Origin of the sequence: Cryobacterium sp. Y62, from assembly GCF_002929785.1 — a bacterium.
GTDB lineage: Bacteria > Actinomycetota > Actinomycetes > Actinomycetales > Microbacteriaceae > Cryobacterium.
The window spans coordinates 59,809-74,481 of the sequence record NZ_PJJK01000116.1; the positions used below are offsets into that span (position 1 = coordinate 59,809).

The window sequence follows — 14,673 nt, forward strand, 5'->3', positions numbered from 1 at the left end:
TCAGGAGTGAGCGGGGCGCGGGTGTACGGAGACGGGGGCGAGCAGTTCGGTCATCACGGTGCGCAGCGCCGGACGCAGGTCGTCGTCGGGCAGAGTGGCCTCACCCAGAAAGGTCATGCCAGCCACGAGCGAGTAGGCGGCACCGCCGAGGGCGAAGCCGAACCGCAAGCGGTCTTCATTGCTCGCATCGTCGTGGCAGATGCTCGCGGCCAGACGAACGATGAGCAGTCCGGCCCGGTCGATGATGGCGATGCCGCGCAGCGACTGAGCCTGGTTGATGAAGGTGTGCAGTTCCAGCCGAAACTCGAGCAGAAAGTCGATGAAGTCGTCGACGAACCGCTCACGGGTGGCAATGGTCTCGGGCTCGGTAACGAAACGATCGAGAACGACCTCGAGCTGATCGATGGCCGGCGTGAGCACCTGCTCGAGCAGCGCCTCTTTGGAGGCGAAGTGGTAGAGCACGCTGGACTTGGAGAAGCCCGCGATGTCGGCAATATTCTGCAGCGAGGTCGCCGCGAATCCCACCGAGGCGAACTGGGTCAGCGCGATCGCGCGCAGGTCGGCGCCGGTTTGTGAGCGGATGCCGCCGGCCGGCGGTGTAACAGGGGACGCGGGAAAAATGGGCACGACCACAGGCTAGTTGACCGATCGGTCAGATCCTGTCCGATCGGTCAGTTCAAGGGTTTTTCTCAGCCTATCCGGATTCGCCCCGACCGGGGAGGCTCCGGGTAACCTTATGCCGGAGGTTCACATGCGAAAGTTCATATTCAGCAGTGCCATGATCGGCGTCATCGCCGGCGGGTGGAACACCGTGCAGGCCACCAGGCACGGACCGCGCGACTGGCGTCTGGTGATGTTGTGGCTTGGGTGGGCGCTGAGCGCCGCCGTGGCCATCGGCACGGTCATCGAAGACGCCAATAAACGCGAAATCGACAGCTGAGTTCGATTGCTGGTCGGCGCGCCGTCCGGCGAGTCGCGGTTTGGTGACCGAAACTGGAAGCAGTAGTTGATTGTCGGCTGCATCTGAAAGGGGCTCGTCATGTTTGGTCGTCGACGCCGACGTTTGGCCGCGAGCGCGGCGATGAGTGTAGCCGAAGCCCCGGTCCTGCGCGACGAGCAGATTTTTGAGTTGCTGCACGACAAACTTGCTGACCTCATCGGTGAAAACGGCGCCTGGACGCTCTCGCCCCGGAGCCCCGGCGACACCGACGTCATTTTTCACGGGCTCAAGGCCCGGCAGGTCGCGGTCGAACTGACCGAGACCATCCTCACCGAGCAGGCGACGCTGCGAGGCGAAAGCAGCGGCGAACCGACGGCGTTGTCCTGGACTCCGGCCGCGATTGTCGTCTGGAACGAACCCGTCCCGAACCCCACGCAGCCAGTCGACGCTGCCCCGATCCACACCAAGCTGATCAACACGGCTCCGATCGCGACCGTGGCCAGCGCGGACGACGACCTCGCCGCGGCATCCGCTGCCTGGATCGATAAGGCCTCGGCAACCCTCGCCTCTGCCCGCTTCGTAGCCTGAGCAGATCGTCAGCGCACTCTCACCCTCCTGCTGACAGGATGGCCTGATGGCACTCCCAATCGAGGACTACGCACTGATCAGCGACTGCCACTCGGCGGCACTGGTCGGACTCAACGGCAGCATCGACTGGCTCTGCCTGCCCCGCTACGACTCCGCCTCGATGTTCGGCGCGCTGCTCGGTGATGAAAACCATGGCCGTTGGCTGCTCGCGCCCGCCGATCCCGATGCCATCGCCACCCGCCGCTACGACGGCGATACCTTCGTGCTGTCCACTCTCTGGACCACCAGCACCGGCCAGGTCGAGGTGCTCGACTTCATGCCGCACGGTGACGGTCGGGCCGACCTGGTGCGCCGGGTGCGCGGCATTACCGGCACGGTGACGATGACGCAAGATCTGCGTATCCGTTTCGGCTATGCGACGACGATTCCGTGGGTGCGCCAGCTGAAGGGAGAATCGGTGCACGGGCTGGTCGCGATCGCCGGACCCGACGCCATCGTCGTGCGCGGCCCGGCCCTGCGCGCCTCCGACCACCGGCACGAGTCGCACTTCGATGTCCCCGCCGGCGAAATCGTCGATGCCCAAATGACCTGGTATCGCTCGCACCGGGAGATTCCACCAGCCATTGATATCGATGAGGCCTACCGCTCGACCCTCTCCTGGTGGCAGAGCTGGGCATCTCGTTGCAGCCACGACGGGCCTCTGCACGCCCAGGTGGTGCGTTCGATGCTCGTGCTGCGCGCCCTGACGCACGAACGAACCGGCGGCATAGTGGCTGCAGCGACCACGTCGCTGCCGGAGCAGTTCGGCGGTACCCGCAACTGGGACTACCGCTACGTCTGGCTGCGCGATGCCTCGCTCACCCTCGAGGTGCTGCTCAGCCACGGCTACGAGATGGAGGCCGACGCTTGGCGGGCCTGGCTGCTGCGCGCCATCGCCGGCGACCCGGGCGACGTGCAAATCATGTACGGGCTCTCCGGCGAGCGCTATCTGCCCGAACGTGAGCTGACCAGCTTGCCCGGCTACAACGGCGCCGCACCGGTTCGGGTCGGCAATGGCGCGGTCGATCAGTTTCAGTCCGACGTGATCGGCGAAGTCATGGTGGCGCTGCACGCCGCCCGCGCCGCCGGGGTGCACGAAACCGAGTTCTCCTGGCCCCTGCAACGCGCTCTCATGAGCTTTCTCGAGAAGAACTGGCACCGGGCCGATCAGGGCATCTGGGAGGTGCGCGGTGCGGCTCGCGAATTCACCCACTCCCGCGTCATGGTCTGGGCCGCCTTCGACCGCGCCGTGCGCGGCATCGAGGAGTGCGGCCTCGACGGCCCCCTCGAACGCTGGAAGGCCCTGCGCGCCGAGGTGCGCGCCGACATCGAAACCCACGGTTTCAACGAAAACCTCGGCAGCTACGTGCAGTACTACGGCAGCACCGAAGTGGATGCCTCCCTCCTCGTCCTCCCGCAGGTCGGCTTCTGCGCATCCACCGATCCACGCATGCTCGGCACCGTGGCCGCGATCGAGGCGAACCTCATGCACGATGGCCTGCTCCTGCGCTACCGCACGGCTGCCAGGGTGGACGGGTTGCCGCCGGGCGAGCATCCATTTCTGGCCTGCTCGTTCTGGCTGGTCGAGCAGTACGCCAGCTCTGGTCGCATCGATGACGCCAACACACTGATGAACCGCCTGCTCGGCTTCGTCAACGATGTCGGCCTGCTCTCTGAGGAGTACGACGTGGCCAACGGGCACCAAGCCGGCAATACCCCGCAGGCACTCTCCCACCTGGCCCTGGTGCGAGCAGCAGATGCGATCGTCGCCAGCCTGGCCTCTCCCACCCGCGTATTGGCGAGCTAGCCCTAGAAAAATACGACCTCTACAGTTCGCGTCATTTTGTTGTAGGTATTCTTCAGCGGAGGGTGCCTACCGAAATCTAAATTGAAAACATGACCGATACCATTCACTCAAGCGCACCGACCCGGCGCACTTTGCCCGCCCGTGATCTCGCCCAGATCGCTATTTTCGCCGCCCTCATCGCTGCGCTCGGCCTTCCGGGGCCGCTCAATATCGGTCCGGTACCGATCACCCTGCAGACCCTGGGCGTGATGCTGGCCGGGGCCGTTCTCGGCCCGCGCAAGGGAACCCTCGCCGTGCTCTTGTTCCTGGTGCTGACCGCGGTCGGCCTCCCCCTGTTGGCCGGTGCCCGCGGCGGAATCGGCGTGTTCACCGTGAGCCCGGCGGCCGGCTACCTGTACGGCTGGCTGCTCGGTGCATTCGTGACCGGCTATCTCACCGCCCGCTTGCTGCCGAAGTACCCGTTCTGGCCGGCTCTCGGCGCCACCATTCTCGGCGGCATCGTCGCCGTTTATCTCCTGGGCATTCCGGTCATGGCGCTCAACCTCGGCCTGCCGCTGTGGACTACGATCGGCCTCAACGTCGCGTTTATCCCCGGCGACCTGATCAAAGTCATCGTAACTGTGCTCGCCGCCAGCCAGGTACACCGCGCCTATCCCGCCTTGATCGCGCTTCCGAAGGGCCGGCGCGCACACCTGTGAGCAGCATCCGCTTCGAGCAGGTCTCGCAGTCTTTCGGTGACCGCTCAGTGCTGCGCGACGTGAACCTGACCCTGGACGAACATCGGATCGGTATCGTCGGCGCAAACGGCTCGGGCAAATCCACCCTCGTGCGCATGATCAACGGACTCGTGACGCCGACCAGCGGCACGGTCACGGTCGACGGGCAGAACGTGGCGCGGCATGCCCGCGAGGTGCGCCGCAAAGTCGGCTTCATCTTCACCAACCCCGACAGCCAGATCGTGATGCCCACCGTGCAGGAAGACGTCGCGTTCACCCTGCGCCGACGCGGCCTGAACGCCGAGCAGATCGCCGAGCGCACCGCGGCCGCCCTAAAACAGTTCGGGCTGAGCGAGCACGCCGAACAGGCGGCGCACCGGCTTTCCGGCGGGCAGAAACAGCTGCTCGCCCTCGCGGCGGTGTTCGTGGCTCAACCGGCGACGATCGTCGCCGACGAACCGACCACTCTGCTCGACGCCCGCAACGCCCGGCGCATCAGCGAACAGTGGCAGGCGCTCCCCCAACAACTCATCGTGGTCACCCACCACCTGCACCTGGTCGAAGAGTTCGACCGAGTCATCGTGATCGAGGAGGGCGAGGTCGTCGCCGACGGCATGCCGGCGCATTCTCTGGCGGCGTACCGCGCGCTGCTGGCGTGATCGGCCACGCATGATCGGCCTCTATAGCCCTGGCACCTCCTTCGTGCACCGGGCGCCGACGCTGCTCAAGCTGTTTCTGCTCTCGCTCTGCGTGCTCGTGATCGGCATCTCGCCCGACCCCCGACTGATCGGCGGCGCTTTCCTCGCCGTCGTCGTGCTGTTCGTGGTTGCGCGGGTCCCAGTGCAGGCGGCCGTCGCCCAGATCGCCCCGATTTTGCTGGTTTTGCTGGTCGCCGTTCCGATCCAGGGGCTGCTCTCCGGCTGGACCGTCGCCGCCCTCACGGCAAGCCGGCTGCTCGTGGCCGTGGCCCTCGCCGCCCTGTTCACAATGACCACGACGGTCACCGCGGTGCTCGAAGCGTTCCAGATCCTGCTGCGACCGTTTCACCGATTCATCGACGCCGACCGGGTGGGGCTGCTCGTCGCCCTGACCATCCGCTGCATCCCGTTGGTCTCCGACATCGTGCGAGAGGTGTTCGAAGCCCGCACGGCACGTGGCACGCGCGGTTCGCTGCAATCCATCGCGGTTCCGGTGGTCGTGCGTTCCCTCTACGCAGCAGATGCCCTCGGTGAGGCTCTGATCGCGCGCGGTCTCGACGACTGATCCATCCGGGCGCGTGCCATTCAGCCCTCTCAAAGGCGAACCGTGGCAGAGTAGGCACTTGGCCGTTCGTGCCACCCGATCAGTTGCCTGCCAGCTTGCAACGTTCTCGAAAGAGGCCCCGTGTCGAAAATCCCCACCCTGCTCACTATTGTGGGCCTGACGCTCGCGCTCACCGCCTGCGGAAGCAGCGATTCCCCCGATGCAACGGATGCCGCCGCCGCCAGTTCACCCGCTGCCGAGTGCACCGCGTCGGGTTCGCTGTCGGACAGCGTCAAGGTGACGGGTGACTTCGGCGCTCCGCTCGAGATCTCGATCGACGCACCGCTCGAACCGACGACGAGCCAGCGCACCGTCGCGATCGAGGGCGAAGGCACCGACACCGCGAAAGAGGGTTCGATCGTGGAGATGGCGATCACCGTTTACAACGCCAAGACCGATGAGTTGGTGCAGCCGACGACGTATTCCACCGACGGCGCCAGCCTCGTGATTGGAATAAACGACACGAGCACTTTGCTACCGGGCATCGTGCGCGCGGCGAATTGCGCCGTCGAGGGCGACCGTATCGTCACCGTGAGTCCGGCAGCGGATGCCTTCACCGACCAGGGCACCACTGGCGTCGCTGCCGGCGAGCCGGTCATCTTCGTGATGGACGTCATCACCGTGATCGAGAATGTACCGACGCAGGCCTCCGGCGCCGACCAGCCCGCTGAAGGCGGCTTCCCCACCGTGGCCCTCGCCGATGATGGCGCACCGACCATCACCATCCCCGCCACCGACGCTCCCACCGACCTGAAGATCTCGACCCTGAAGAAGGGTAACGGAGGCGTGGTGACCGATGGCGCGAGCGTGGCCGTCGCCTACACCGGTGCCCTCTGGGCCACCGGCGAAACCTTCGATTCATCCTGGGGCCGGGCCGACTACAGTCTCTTCCCGACCAACGGCGTGATCGCGGGCTTCACCGAAGCCCTAGTCGGTCAGACCGTCGGTTCCCAGGTCCTGGCCGTCATTCCGCCGGAATTTGGTTATGGCGAGGAGGGCACCCAGGGAATTTCCGGCACCGATACCCTGGTGTTCGTCATTGATATCCTCGCGGTCGCTGGTGGACCGGAGGCCTAAACCCGCACGTTTCACCGGGCGCCGCCCGTCGACCGTCCGGTCGGCGGGCGGCGCTTTTTCCGGTGCCCGAAAGCGCTGTTCCTGAGTGTCTGCCCAGCCTCAAACGTAAACTTCGTGAGAGTGTGGAAGTAGTAACACATCTGTCCGGCACCCCGCCGGACCTAGACTCCAGCATCGAAAGAGGCTATTCACCTGACATCCACGCTCACTTCCGCCACTACCGAATTTCACGTCGACGCTCCGGCTGTTGCCCTCGTTGCAACGGCTGCCAAGCCGACGACCATCGCCGAGTACGTGGCCGTGCCGGCCGAGCCGCTCGCGACCGTCGTCGGTTTACTTCGCAACAAGTTCGACCTGGCCCTGCCGGAGACCTCGACGGAACTGTGGCACGGACATCCGGTCTGGCTCGACGATGGCATTCCGGTCGCCGGATTCAAGGTGTACCCCGCCTTCGTCACCGTGTTGTTTTGGCGCGGACAGGCCATCACCGATGACTCAGGCAAGCTCAACGCGAGCGGGTCGGCCGAGATGAGTGAGTACAAGCTGAAGAGCGTCGACGATTTCGACAGCGATCTGTTCGACGGCTGGCTGCAGCAGGTGCGCGAGCTCGAAGCCGCGTAGCACCCAGAGAGGTGAGACTCGCTCAGTCAACCGCGTCGACGGCGAAGAGTGCGGCCTGCTCCGGGGCAAGAAGCGGCGCGGGCAGCCCGACGAGAGTGAGCACCGCTCCGGCTAGCGTCACGGAACCACGACCACTCGCAGCATCGGCGGGGGTGGTCGGAGTTTCGGCCGAGCCCGACAACGTGGCGTACCACGCTGGCGGTGTGTCCTGGATTGTGCGCGGAGAGCCGCCGAGTAGCAGGGGCGCCACTCGATAACGCCGCTCGGGCGCGAGCCCGGGAAATCGCATCCGCTCCGGAACGGCATCACGCGGGGCTGCGAGGGCCACCTGGGCGAAGAGGGCCGAATTCTGGTCACGAGAGACGACGCCGTGCAGCACAAGGGCGGGGTCGCTCGGGTCGGCCCGCACGACAACACCGAAGTGCAGCAGGGGGCGCAGCCGTTTGTAGTGCGTGATCCACTCGGTAATCTGCCCGAGCTCCTCGGCACTCGCACTGATGAGATTCCACTCAATGCCGGCCGCACCGAACAGGGCGGTCGCCAGCCGAAAACTGAGCTCAGAGGTGCGTCCGGTGGTGTGCGCCGTGGCCGCACCGAGATGCCCGCCGAGGTATTCCGGCGGTATGAGCACGCCCGTGTATCGCTGGATCTCCTGTCGCTCGAGCGGGTCGTTGGTATCGCTGGTCCAGACCCGGTCGACGCGTTCAAGAATGCCCAAGTCGATCCGGGCTCCCCCCGACGCGCAGGACTCGATCTCGACGCCCGGGTGCGCCGCGCGTACCGCATCGATCAGCCGGTACAGCGCTGCCGTCTGCCGGTGCGTGGAGCCAGCCAGCAGGTCGCGATTGTGGTCCCACTTCAGATAGGCGATCGGGTACTCCGTGAGCAAGGCGGTCAGCCGGGCAAAGACCCACGCGAAGGCATCCGGATGGCCGAGGTCAAGCACGCGCTGGAACCGCCAGGTCAGTGCCGGTGTTTCGGTGGCCGAGGGTTCCGGGACGCCGCCGAGCACCCAATCCGGGTGCGCACGGGCCATCTCCGAGTCAAGACTCACCATCTCTGGTTCGACCCAGAGACCGAAGTCCAGGCCTGCAGCGTGCACGTGTTCGATCAGAGGATGCAGGCCACTGGGCCAGGTCACGGGATCGACGAACCAGTCGCCGAGGGCACGGCGATCATCCCGACGGCCGGTGAACCAGCCGTCATCGAGGACGAAGCGTTCCACGCCGGCGTGCGCCCCGGCATCCGCAAGTCGAGCCAAGGTAGGCAGGTCATGCTCGAAGTAGACGGCCTCCCACGTGTTCAGCACGACCGGGCGCGGCGTCCTAATAGTCGACCACGACCGGATCCACGGATGCAGCCGCGACGACAGACCGTCGAGCCCGGCATCAGAGTACACGGCTACTGTCCACGGGGTGCTGTAGCTCTCACCGGCGGCCACACCCAGCTCGCCGGGAGCCAGCAGTTCACCGCTTCCGAGCACCGAAAAACCCAGGGCGCTGTTCTCAGCCCAGGCGCGCTTGTCACCGCTCCAGGCGAGGTGCGTGCACCACACTTCACCGGAACGAAAACCGAATCCGGGTGTTCCGGCCACCATGAGATAGGAGTCGTCGTGCCCGGGGCGGCCGTGTCGGGACTCACGGCTCCACACGCCGTGGCCGAGCGTGCTGCGCTGTGGCCGGCGCTCGTGAGTCCACAGCCCAGTGAAGTCAAGTAGTTCTCGTGCCCGACCGGGGACTGGCAGGATGACGTCAAGCGAACCGAGTTCGAATGCTGCGGCGCCGGCGGCGGTGGTATTCCTATTGCGCACTGTGTGACGTAGCCGAAGCACCCCTTGAACAGACAGTTCAAGCTCTGTGCGCACGGATAGCTGGGCGGCGGCATCCTCCAGCAGGAGCGTAAGGGTCTGGGTTCCTGGCAATGCAAAGCGCCCCATGGGGCGCTCGCCCGACCGAACGTTTACCAGGCGCAAATCAATGGCCAAGCTGCCCCGGCCGGGCCGGAAACCGCTAATTCCCGGGCGTCCACTCCACCCCTGCGCGAGGGTAGGCAACAGGGTGAGCCGCAGGGGCACGTCAATCGAGCTTGGCGCGATCGCCGGCACGGATGTGTCGGCCAACGTGGTCAGCATGGCGCCGTTCAAATCGCCCAGGTCGGCACCCCAATGCACGATGACAGGAACTCCCGTGCCGCGGGCGTCCAGCACCAGGCTGGTGCCCGCGGCACGGAGGTAGGGAATCGACATAAAAGAACTGACGCTACTTGTTGACCGGGATCGACTGTGCTTGGAGAGCGTCGATCGTGCTCTGCTGGGCACTCGTGAGAGCATCCGCCAGCGTGCCGTTGCCGGTTACAGCACCCTTGAAGCCGTCGGAGGTATCGTTGTATACCTGCGTCATGGTCGGACCCCAGATGAAATCGGGCGATACCTGAGCAGACGCCTCGGCGAACACATCATAGATGGCTTGGCCACCGTAGAATTCGACGCCGTCCTTCAGCGCCGACAGTTCCAGGCCGCTTTTGGCGGCCGGGTAGAGGTTGGCCGACTCGTTCAGCATCGTCAGAGCCTCGTCAGAGGTGTTCAGCCACAGCGCGAACTGGGCGGCCTCGAAAGGGTGTGCGGAGCCCTTGAATACCGCGGTGGACGAGCCACCCCAGTTGCCGGCGGCATTGTCGCCATCAGCCCACTGCGGGGAGAGTGCGACGGACCAATTGCCGGCGGTGTCTGGAGCACCGCTGGCGATGGAGTTCGCACCCCAGGCCGCGGAGTTCCAGGTCCAGTTGGATCCGGTATTGTAGGCGTTATTCCACTCATCGGTCCACGGCGGGTTAGTTGAAACGAGATCGCGGTCGATCAGGTCCTGCCAGTAGTCGGCAACCTTGATGGACTCCGGGCTGGTCAGGTCGATAGTCCAGTTATCGCCATCATTCTCGAACCAGGTACCGCCGGCCTGCCAGACGAATCCGGCAAACTGGTTGATGTCGCTCTGCGAGAAGTTGGTGATGTACCCGCCGGTAGCGCGCACAGCTTCCGCTGCAACCGCGAACTCTTCCCAAGTGGTGGGGATCTCGATGTTGTTGGCCGCGAAGAGGTCGGCGCGGTAGAACATGGCCATGGGGCCGGCATCCTGCGGCACCGCGTAGACGGCGTCTTCTTCACCGAAGTTGACCTGACCCCAGGTCCAATCCACGAAGTCGTCCTGAGCGTCGAGTATACCGTCGCAGGAAGCGAGGTTGGTCAGGCCGTCCTGCACACGAAAGTTGGGAAGGGCGTCATATTCGATCTGGCCAAGATCGGGCGCGTTGCCGGCCTTGAGCTGGTTGAAGAAGTTCTGATAGGTGCCACCATTTCCGTTCGGGCCGGTCTGCACCTTCACCTGAACGTCGGGGTTGTCCTCGTTCCAGATCTTGACGACTTCCTCGATCCCAGGAATCCAGGTCGTAAAGGTTAGATCAACCTTGCCGTCCGAGGGTACGCAGGCTGCGGCGTCGCCACCGTTTTGCGTGGTCGAGCCGGACGCGCAGCCGGCCAGGGCGACCGTGGCTGCGGTGAGCAAAGCGACGGTGGTTGCTCTCTTCTTGATACGCATTGTCCTTCTTTTCTTTGGGAGGGGGGGAAACGGGCCGACTGGGATTTCCAGCCGAGGTGGTGCGATTTGGGGGCGGTTATTTCACTGAACCGGCGCTGAGGCCGTTGCGCCAGAAGCGCTGGAGCAGCAGGAAGATGATGATCAGCGGGATGATCGACAGCAGCGCGCCGATCAGCACGTAGTCGCGCAGCATAGGGATCTGGTTGACCTGCGAGTTCCAGGCGTAGAGGCCGAGCGTAACCGGGAACAGGGTTTCGTCGCGCAGCATGATCAGCGGCAGGAAGAAATTGTTCCAAATGGCGACGAACTGGAAAAGGAAGACCGTGACCAGGGCGGGCACCATCATCCGCACCGAGACAGTGAAGAAGGTGCGTAATTCGCCGGCGCCGTCGAGGCGGGCAGCCTCGAGCAGTTCGTCGGGCACGCTGGCCGAGGCGTAGATGCGGGCGAGGTAGACCCCGAACGGGCTGACCAGGCTCGGTAGGAACACCGACCAGAACGTGTTCGTCAGGCTGATCTGGCTGAAGATCAGGAACAGGGGCAGCGCCAGGGCAGTCGCGGGTACGAGCACCCCGCCGAGCACGACGTTGAAGATCAGTTCGCGGCCCGGAAAGTTGTATTTGGCCAGCGCATAGCCGCACATCCCAGCGATGAGCGTGCCCACGAGGGCACCGCCACCGGCGTAAAGCGCGCTGTTGAGCATCCACTTGAGGTAGACCCCGTCGCGGTAGGCCACCAGGTTTGCCATGTTCTCGAACAGGGAAAAATCAGCGAACCAGAGCGGGTTCGTGCTATTGAATTGGGAGCGGTTCTTCGAGGCCGCGACCAACAGCCACCAGATCGGCACCAGGAAGTAGAGCGTGAACACGCCCATGACAATCATGGCGCTGACGCGGGCGAACGGGCTCTCTCGCTGAGCGCGAGGTGCCTTCGCCTCAGCGAAACGGATGCCGCGAGCCAGCTTGGTAGGGGTCAGTGTGCTCATTTTCCTTCCTTCCGCTGCGTGAACTTCAGGAATGTGAAGGAGAGGATGAACGTGGCCAGGGCCAGCACCACGGAGAACGCGGCGGCCAGGTTGAAGTTCGGGATCGATGAGGTGGAGTACACCGTCAGGTTGGGGGTGAACGTGCTGGTCACGGCCGAGCTGAAACTGCGGAACACCTGCGGTTCGGCCAGCAGCTGCAGGGTGCCGATGATCGAGAAGATCGCGGTCAGGACGATCGCCGGCATGATCAGCGGGATCTTGACCGACCACGCGATGCGCAGCTGCCCGGCCCCGTCGAGGCGGGCGGCCTCGTAGAGCTCGGCCGGGATCGCCAACAGCGCCGAGTAGATGATGAGCATGTTGTACCCCACGAACACCCAGGTGACGACGTTGGCGATCGCCCAGAGCACGAGGTCCGCCGAGAGGAAGTTGATATTCTCGGTGACGGCACTGAATGGTGACAGGTTGGGTGAGTAGAGGTAGCCCCACATGATCGCGGCGATGACGCCGGGCACCGCGTAGGGAACAAAGAACGCCAGCCGAAAGAACTTCTTTCCGCGCACAAGCGGCGAGTCCAGCAGCAGGGCGAATAGCAGCGCGAGGCCGAGCATGATCGGCACTTGCACGAGGCCGAAGGCGAGCACCCGGCCGATCGATTGCCAAAAGGGCCCGTTCTGGAAGACCAGGACGTACTGGGTGAGTCCGCCGAAGACCTGAGTCGCTTGACCGAAAGTGCCCTCGCGCTCGATCACGAGCAGCGATTGGTAGATCGCATAGCCGATCGGCACGAGATAGAACAGGGCGAACAGCGCACCGAACGGGAGTACGAACGCGAGGATCGCTCCCTTATGCTGCACGCGGGACTTTGCTCCGGACGGCTTAGCGGCGCTGGGCCTCTTCCGGGCGGCGGTGCCCGGGGCATCCGCTATAGGAACGGTAGGTGCGCTCATGATGCGGGGTCCTCTCTAATCACGCGGACGGCGCCGGCCGGAACGCGCACGATTCGAGCGATCGGCTCTCCGACGACAAGTTCATGGCCAGAAACCGGAAGCTCAACGTCGTCGTGGCCGTGGTTGATGATGAACAGGTAGCTGCGGGTGGAGTTCACTCGGCGAACGACCTCGATGGTTCCCGCGCTCTCCGGGCCAACCGCGGTAACGCGTGCTTCCTCAGCAATCGTGCGCATGAGGTTCCTCAATGCTCCGGCCTCCAGTACGGTCGCAACGTACCAGGCGGTGCCGCTTCCGTGACCGTTGCGAGTGATGGCGGGGATTCCGGGTAGTGGCCCGTCAAGGTAGTTCGCCACCACCTCGGCGGTGTCCACCCGCAGGCGTTCGCTCCATAGGCTCGCGGCGTCGCCAGAGTCGAGGGTGAGAACGTGTCCGGGCAGCAGCGGGAAAAATTCTTCCACAGTGATGCCGAGGATCTCACGGAACGCGCCGGGGTAGCCACCGGTGCGCACCCGGTCGTCTTCGTCGACGATGCCGCTGAAAAAAGTGATCAGGGCGTGGCCACCGGCCTTGACATAGGAATCCAGGTTCCGGGCCTGCTCGTCAGAGACCAGATAGAGGCACGGTGCGACGACGAGGCGGTAGGCGGAGAGGTCAGCGTCGGGCGAGACGATGTCCACCGTGACGCCTAGTTGGTGCAGGGCTGTGTAAGCGGCGTGCACCTGGTCGAGATAGCGCACCGCATGGGAGGGACGGGACTCTCCGTCGCCGGCCCACCAGGCCTCCCAGCTGAAGATGATCGCGGCATCCGCGACGACCCGGCTGCCGGCGACCTCGGCGAGGCGATCAAGGGTCGCGCCCAGGGCCACGACCTCGCGCCAGAGCACCGTGTCGGTGCCAGCGTGTGGTACCAGGGCGGAGTGGAACTTCTCTGACCCCTGCAGGGATGCGCGCCACTGAAAAAAGCAGATGCCATCGGCACCGCGGGCGACGTGGGCGAGGGAATTGCGAGTCATCTCACCGGGCACCTTGGCCAGGTTATGCGTCTGCCAGTTAACGGCACCGGTGGACTGTTCCATTAGCAGCCAAGGCTCCCCCTGGGCGAGCCCACGGGTGAGGTCGGCGGCGAAGGCGAGTTCGATGGCTGGGTCGGCAAGGCGATGATCGAGGTAGTGGTCGTTGGCGACGATGTCCATGTCGCCGGCCCAAGACCAGTAGTCGAGGTTGCGGATGTGCGCGGTGACCATGAAATTAGTGGTCACGGCCACGTTCGAGTGGCGGCGCAGCACCGCGGCTTCGCGGCGGTAGTAGTCGAGCAGTTCGGCCGAGCTGAACCGGTGAAAGTCAAGCACCTGGCCGGGGTTCCGGCTGGACAGCGTGAGCCGCGGAGTGAGGATCTCGGCCCACTGGCCGTAGCGCTGGCTCCAGAACGAAGTACCCCAGGCAACGTTGAGGGCGTCAATCGTGCCGTAGCGCGCCTGCAGCCAGAGGCGAAACGCAGCCGCGGTGTCATCGCAGTAGCAAAGCGCGTTATGGCAGCCTAGTTCGTTGGACACGTGCCAGAGGGCGATGGCCGGGTGGTGGCCATACCGCTCCGCGACCTTTTCCACCAGGGCGAGCGCGTGCTGACGGAACACGGCCGAACTCGGGCACCAGGCCTGCCGCCCACCAGGGAATCGTGTCGTGCCGTCATCACTCACAGGGAGGATCTCAGGGTGCAGCGTGGTCAACCACGGCGGCGGGGACGATGTACCAGTGCCGAGGTTGACCCGAATGCCGTTAGCGTGCAGGAGCTCGATGATTGTGTCGAGGGTAGCGAAGTCGTATTCGCCCGCCCGCGGTTCGAGGTGGGACCAGCCGAAGATATTAATGGCAACGAGGTCGACGCCGGCCTCGCGCATCAGGCGAACGTCGTCGGTCCAGGTCTCTGGACCCCATTGCTCGGGGTTGTAGTCGCAGCCGTAGGCGATGCCCTCGTGCACGAACGGGGTGGCCGTCTCGTTCGAAGTAGCTGCTCGCGAGTTCATGCGCTCCCTGACTGTGGTGTGCACGCCGTGT

General features: G+C 64.7%; 14 protein-coding genes. 8 read left to right on the top strand and 6 right to left on the bottom strand.

Annotated elements, in window-relative coordinates:
- A complete protein-coding gene (locus CXY71_RS15220) occupies nucleotides 1-627 on the bottom strand; it encodes a TetR/AcrR family transcriptional regulator (RefSeq protein WP_233198412.1) in 627 nt (208 codons plus the stop codon).
- Nucleotides 628-751: 124 nt separating this feature from the next.
- Between CXY71_RS15220 and CXY71_RS15225 the strand changes: the two genes are divergently transcribed.
- The 8 genes from CXY71_RS15225 to CXY71_RS15260 all read left to right on the top strand — a co-directional run bounded on the left by CXY71_RS15225 (nucleotide 752) and on the right by CXY71_RS15260 (nucleotide 7,090).
- Complete coding sequence (locus CXY71_RS15225) at nucleotides 752-940, top strand: hypothetical protein (protein ID WP_092449289.1); 189 nt, start codon at nucleotides 752-754, stop codon at nucleotides 938-940.
- Nucleotides 941-1,039: 99 nt separating this feature from the next.
- Complete coding sequence (locus tag CXY71_RS15230; RefSeq protein ID WP_146072847.1) at nucleotides 1,040-1,528, top strand: hypothetical protein; 489 nt, start codon at nucleotides 1,040-1,042, stop codon at nucleotides 1,526-1,528.
- A gap of 46 nt (nucleotides 1,529-1,574) precedes the next feature.
- Nucleotides 1,575-3,374 (top strand): glycoside hydrolase family 15 protein, encoded by a 1,800-nt coding sequence (locus CXY71_RS15235; RefSeq protein WP_104137134.1) that lies wholly within the window; start codon nucleotides 1,575-1,577, stop codon nucleotides 3,372-3,374.
- An 89-nt stretch (nucleotides 3,375-3,463) separates the two neighbouring features.
- Nucleotides 3,464-4,072, top strand: a complete 609-nt coding sequence (locus CXY71_RS15240) for a biotin transporter BioY (protein ID WP_104137137.1) — start codon at nucleotides 3,464-3,466, stop codon at nucleotides 4,070-4,072.
- Nucleotides 4,069-4,749 (top strand): energy-coupling factor ABC transporter ATP-binding protein, encoded by a 681-nt coding sequence (locus CXY71_RS15245; protein ID WP_104137139.1) that lies wholly within the window; start codon nucleotides 4,069-4,071, stop codon nucleotides 4,747-4,749. The genes CXY71_RS15240 and CXY71_RS15245 overlap by 4 nt, the downstream gene beginning before the upstream one ends.
- A gap of 10 nt (nucleotides 4,750-4,759) precedes the next feature.
- Entirely contained in the window at nucleotides 4,760-5,353 is a 594-nt protein-coding gene (locus CXY71_RS15250; RefSeq protein WP_104137142.1) for an energy-coupling factor transporter transmembrane protein EcfT, read from the top strand.
- Nucleotides 5,354-5,473: 120 nt separating this feature from the next.
- A complete protein-coding gene (locus CXY71_RS15255; protein ID WP_104137145.1) occupies nucleotides 5,474-6,469 on the top strand; it encodes an FKBP-type peptidyl-prolyl cis-trans isomerase in 996 nt (331 codons plus the stop codon).
- Nucleotides 6,470-6,763: 294 nt separating this feature from the next.
- Entirely contained in the window at nucleotides 6,764-7,090 is a 327-nt protein-coding gene (locus CXY71_RS15260) for a DUF1801 domain-containing protein (protein WP_104137148.1), read from the top strand.
- Nucleotides 7,091-7,112: 22 nt separating this feature from the next.
- Here CXY71_RS15260 and CXY71_RS15265 read toward each other — a convergent pair whose 3' ends face one another.
- From CXY71_RS15265 to CXY71_RS15285, 5 genes are all read right to left on the bottom strand, one after another.
- Nucleotides 7,113-9,335 (bottom strand): alpha-galactosidase, encoded by a 2,223-nt coding sequence (locus tag CXY71_RS15265; RefSeq protein WP_104137151.1) that lies wholly within the window; start codon nucleotides 9,333-9,335, stop codon nucleotides 7,113-7,115.
- 13 nt (nucleotides 9,336-9,348) lie between these two features.
- Complete coding sequence (locus CXY71_RS15270; RefSeq protein ID WP_104137154.1) at nucleotides 9,349-10,680, bottom strand: extracellular solute-binding protein; 1,332 nt, start codon at nucleotides 10,678-10,680, stop codon at nucleotides 9,349-9,351.
- A gap of 76 nt (nucleotides 10,681-10,756) precedes the next feature.
- Nucleotides 10,757-11,665 (bottom strand): carbohydrate ABC transporter permease, encoded by a 909-nt coding sequence (locus CXY71_RS15275; protein WP_199184326.1) that lies wholly within the window; start codon nucleotides 11,663-11,665, stop codon nucleotides 10,757-10,759.
- Complete coding sequence (locus CXY71_RS15280) at nucleotides 11,662-12,615, bottom strand: carbohydrate ABC transporter permease (protein WP_104137157.1); 954 nt, start codon at nucleotides 12,613-12,615, stop codon at nucleotides 11,662-11,664. Before CXY71_RS15280 ends, CXY71_RS15275 begins: the two co-directional genes overlap by 4 nt.
- Nucleotides 12,612-14,642: a beta-galactosidase gene (locus tag CXY71_RS15285; RefSeq protein WP_104137160.1), complete on the bottom strand. Its 2,031-nt coding sequence runs from the start codon at nucleotides 14,640-14,642 to the stop codon at nucleotides 12,612-12,614. The genes CXY71_RS15280 and CXY71_RS15285 overlap by 4 nt, the downstream gene beginning before the upstream one ends.
- Nucleotides 14,643-14,673 lie beyond the last annotated feature (31 nt).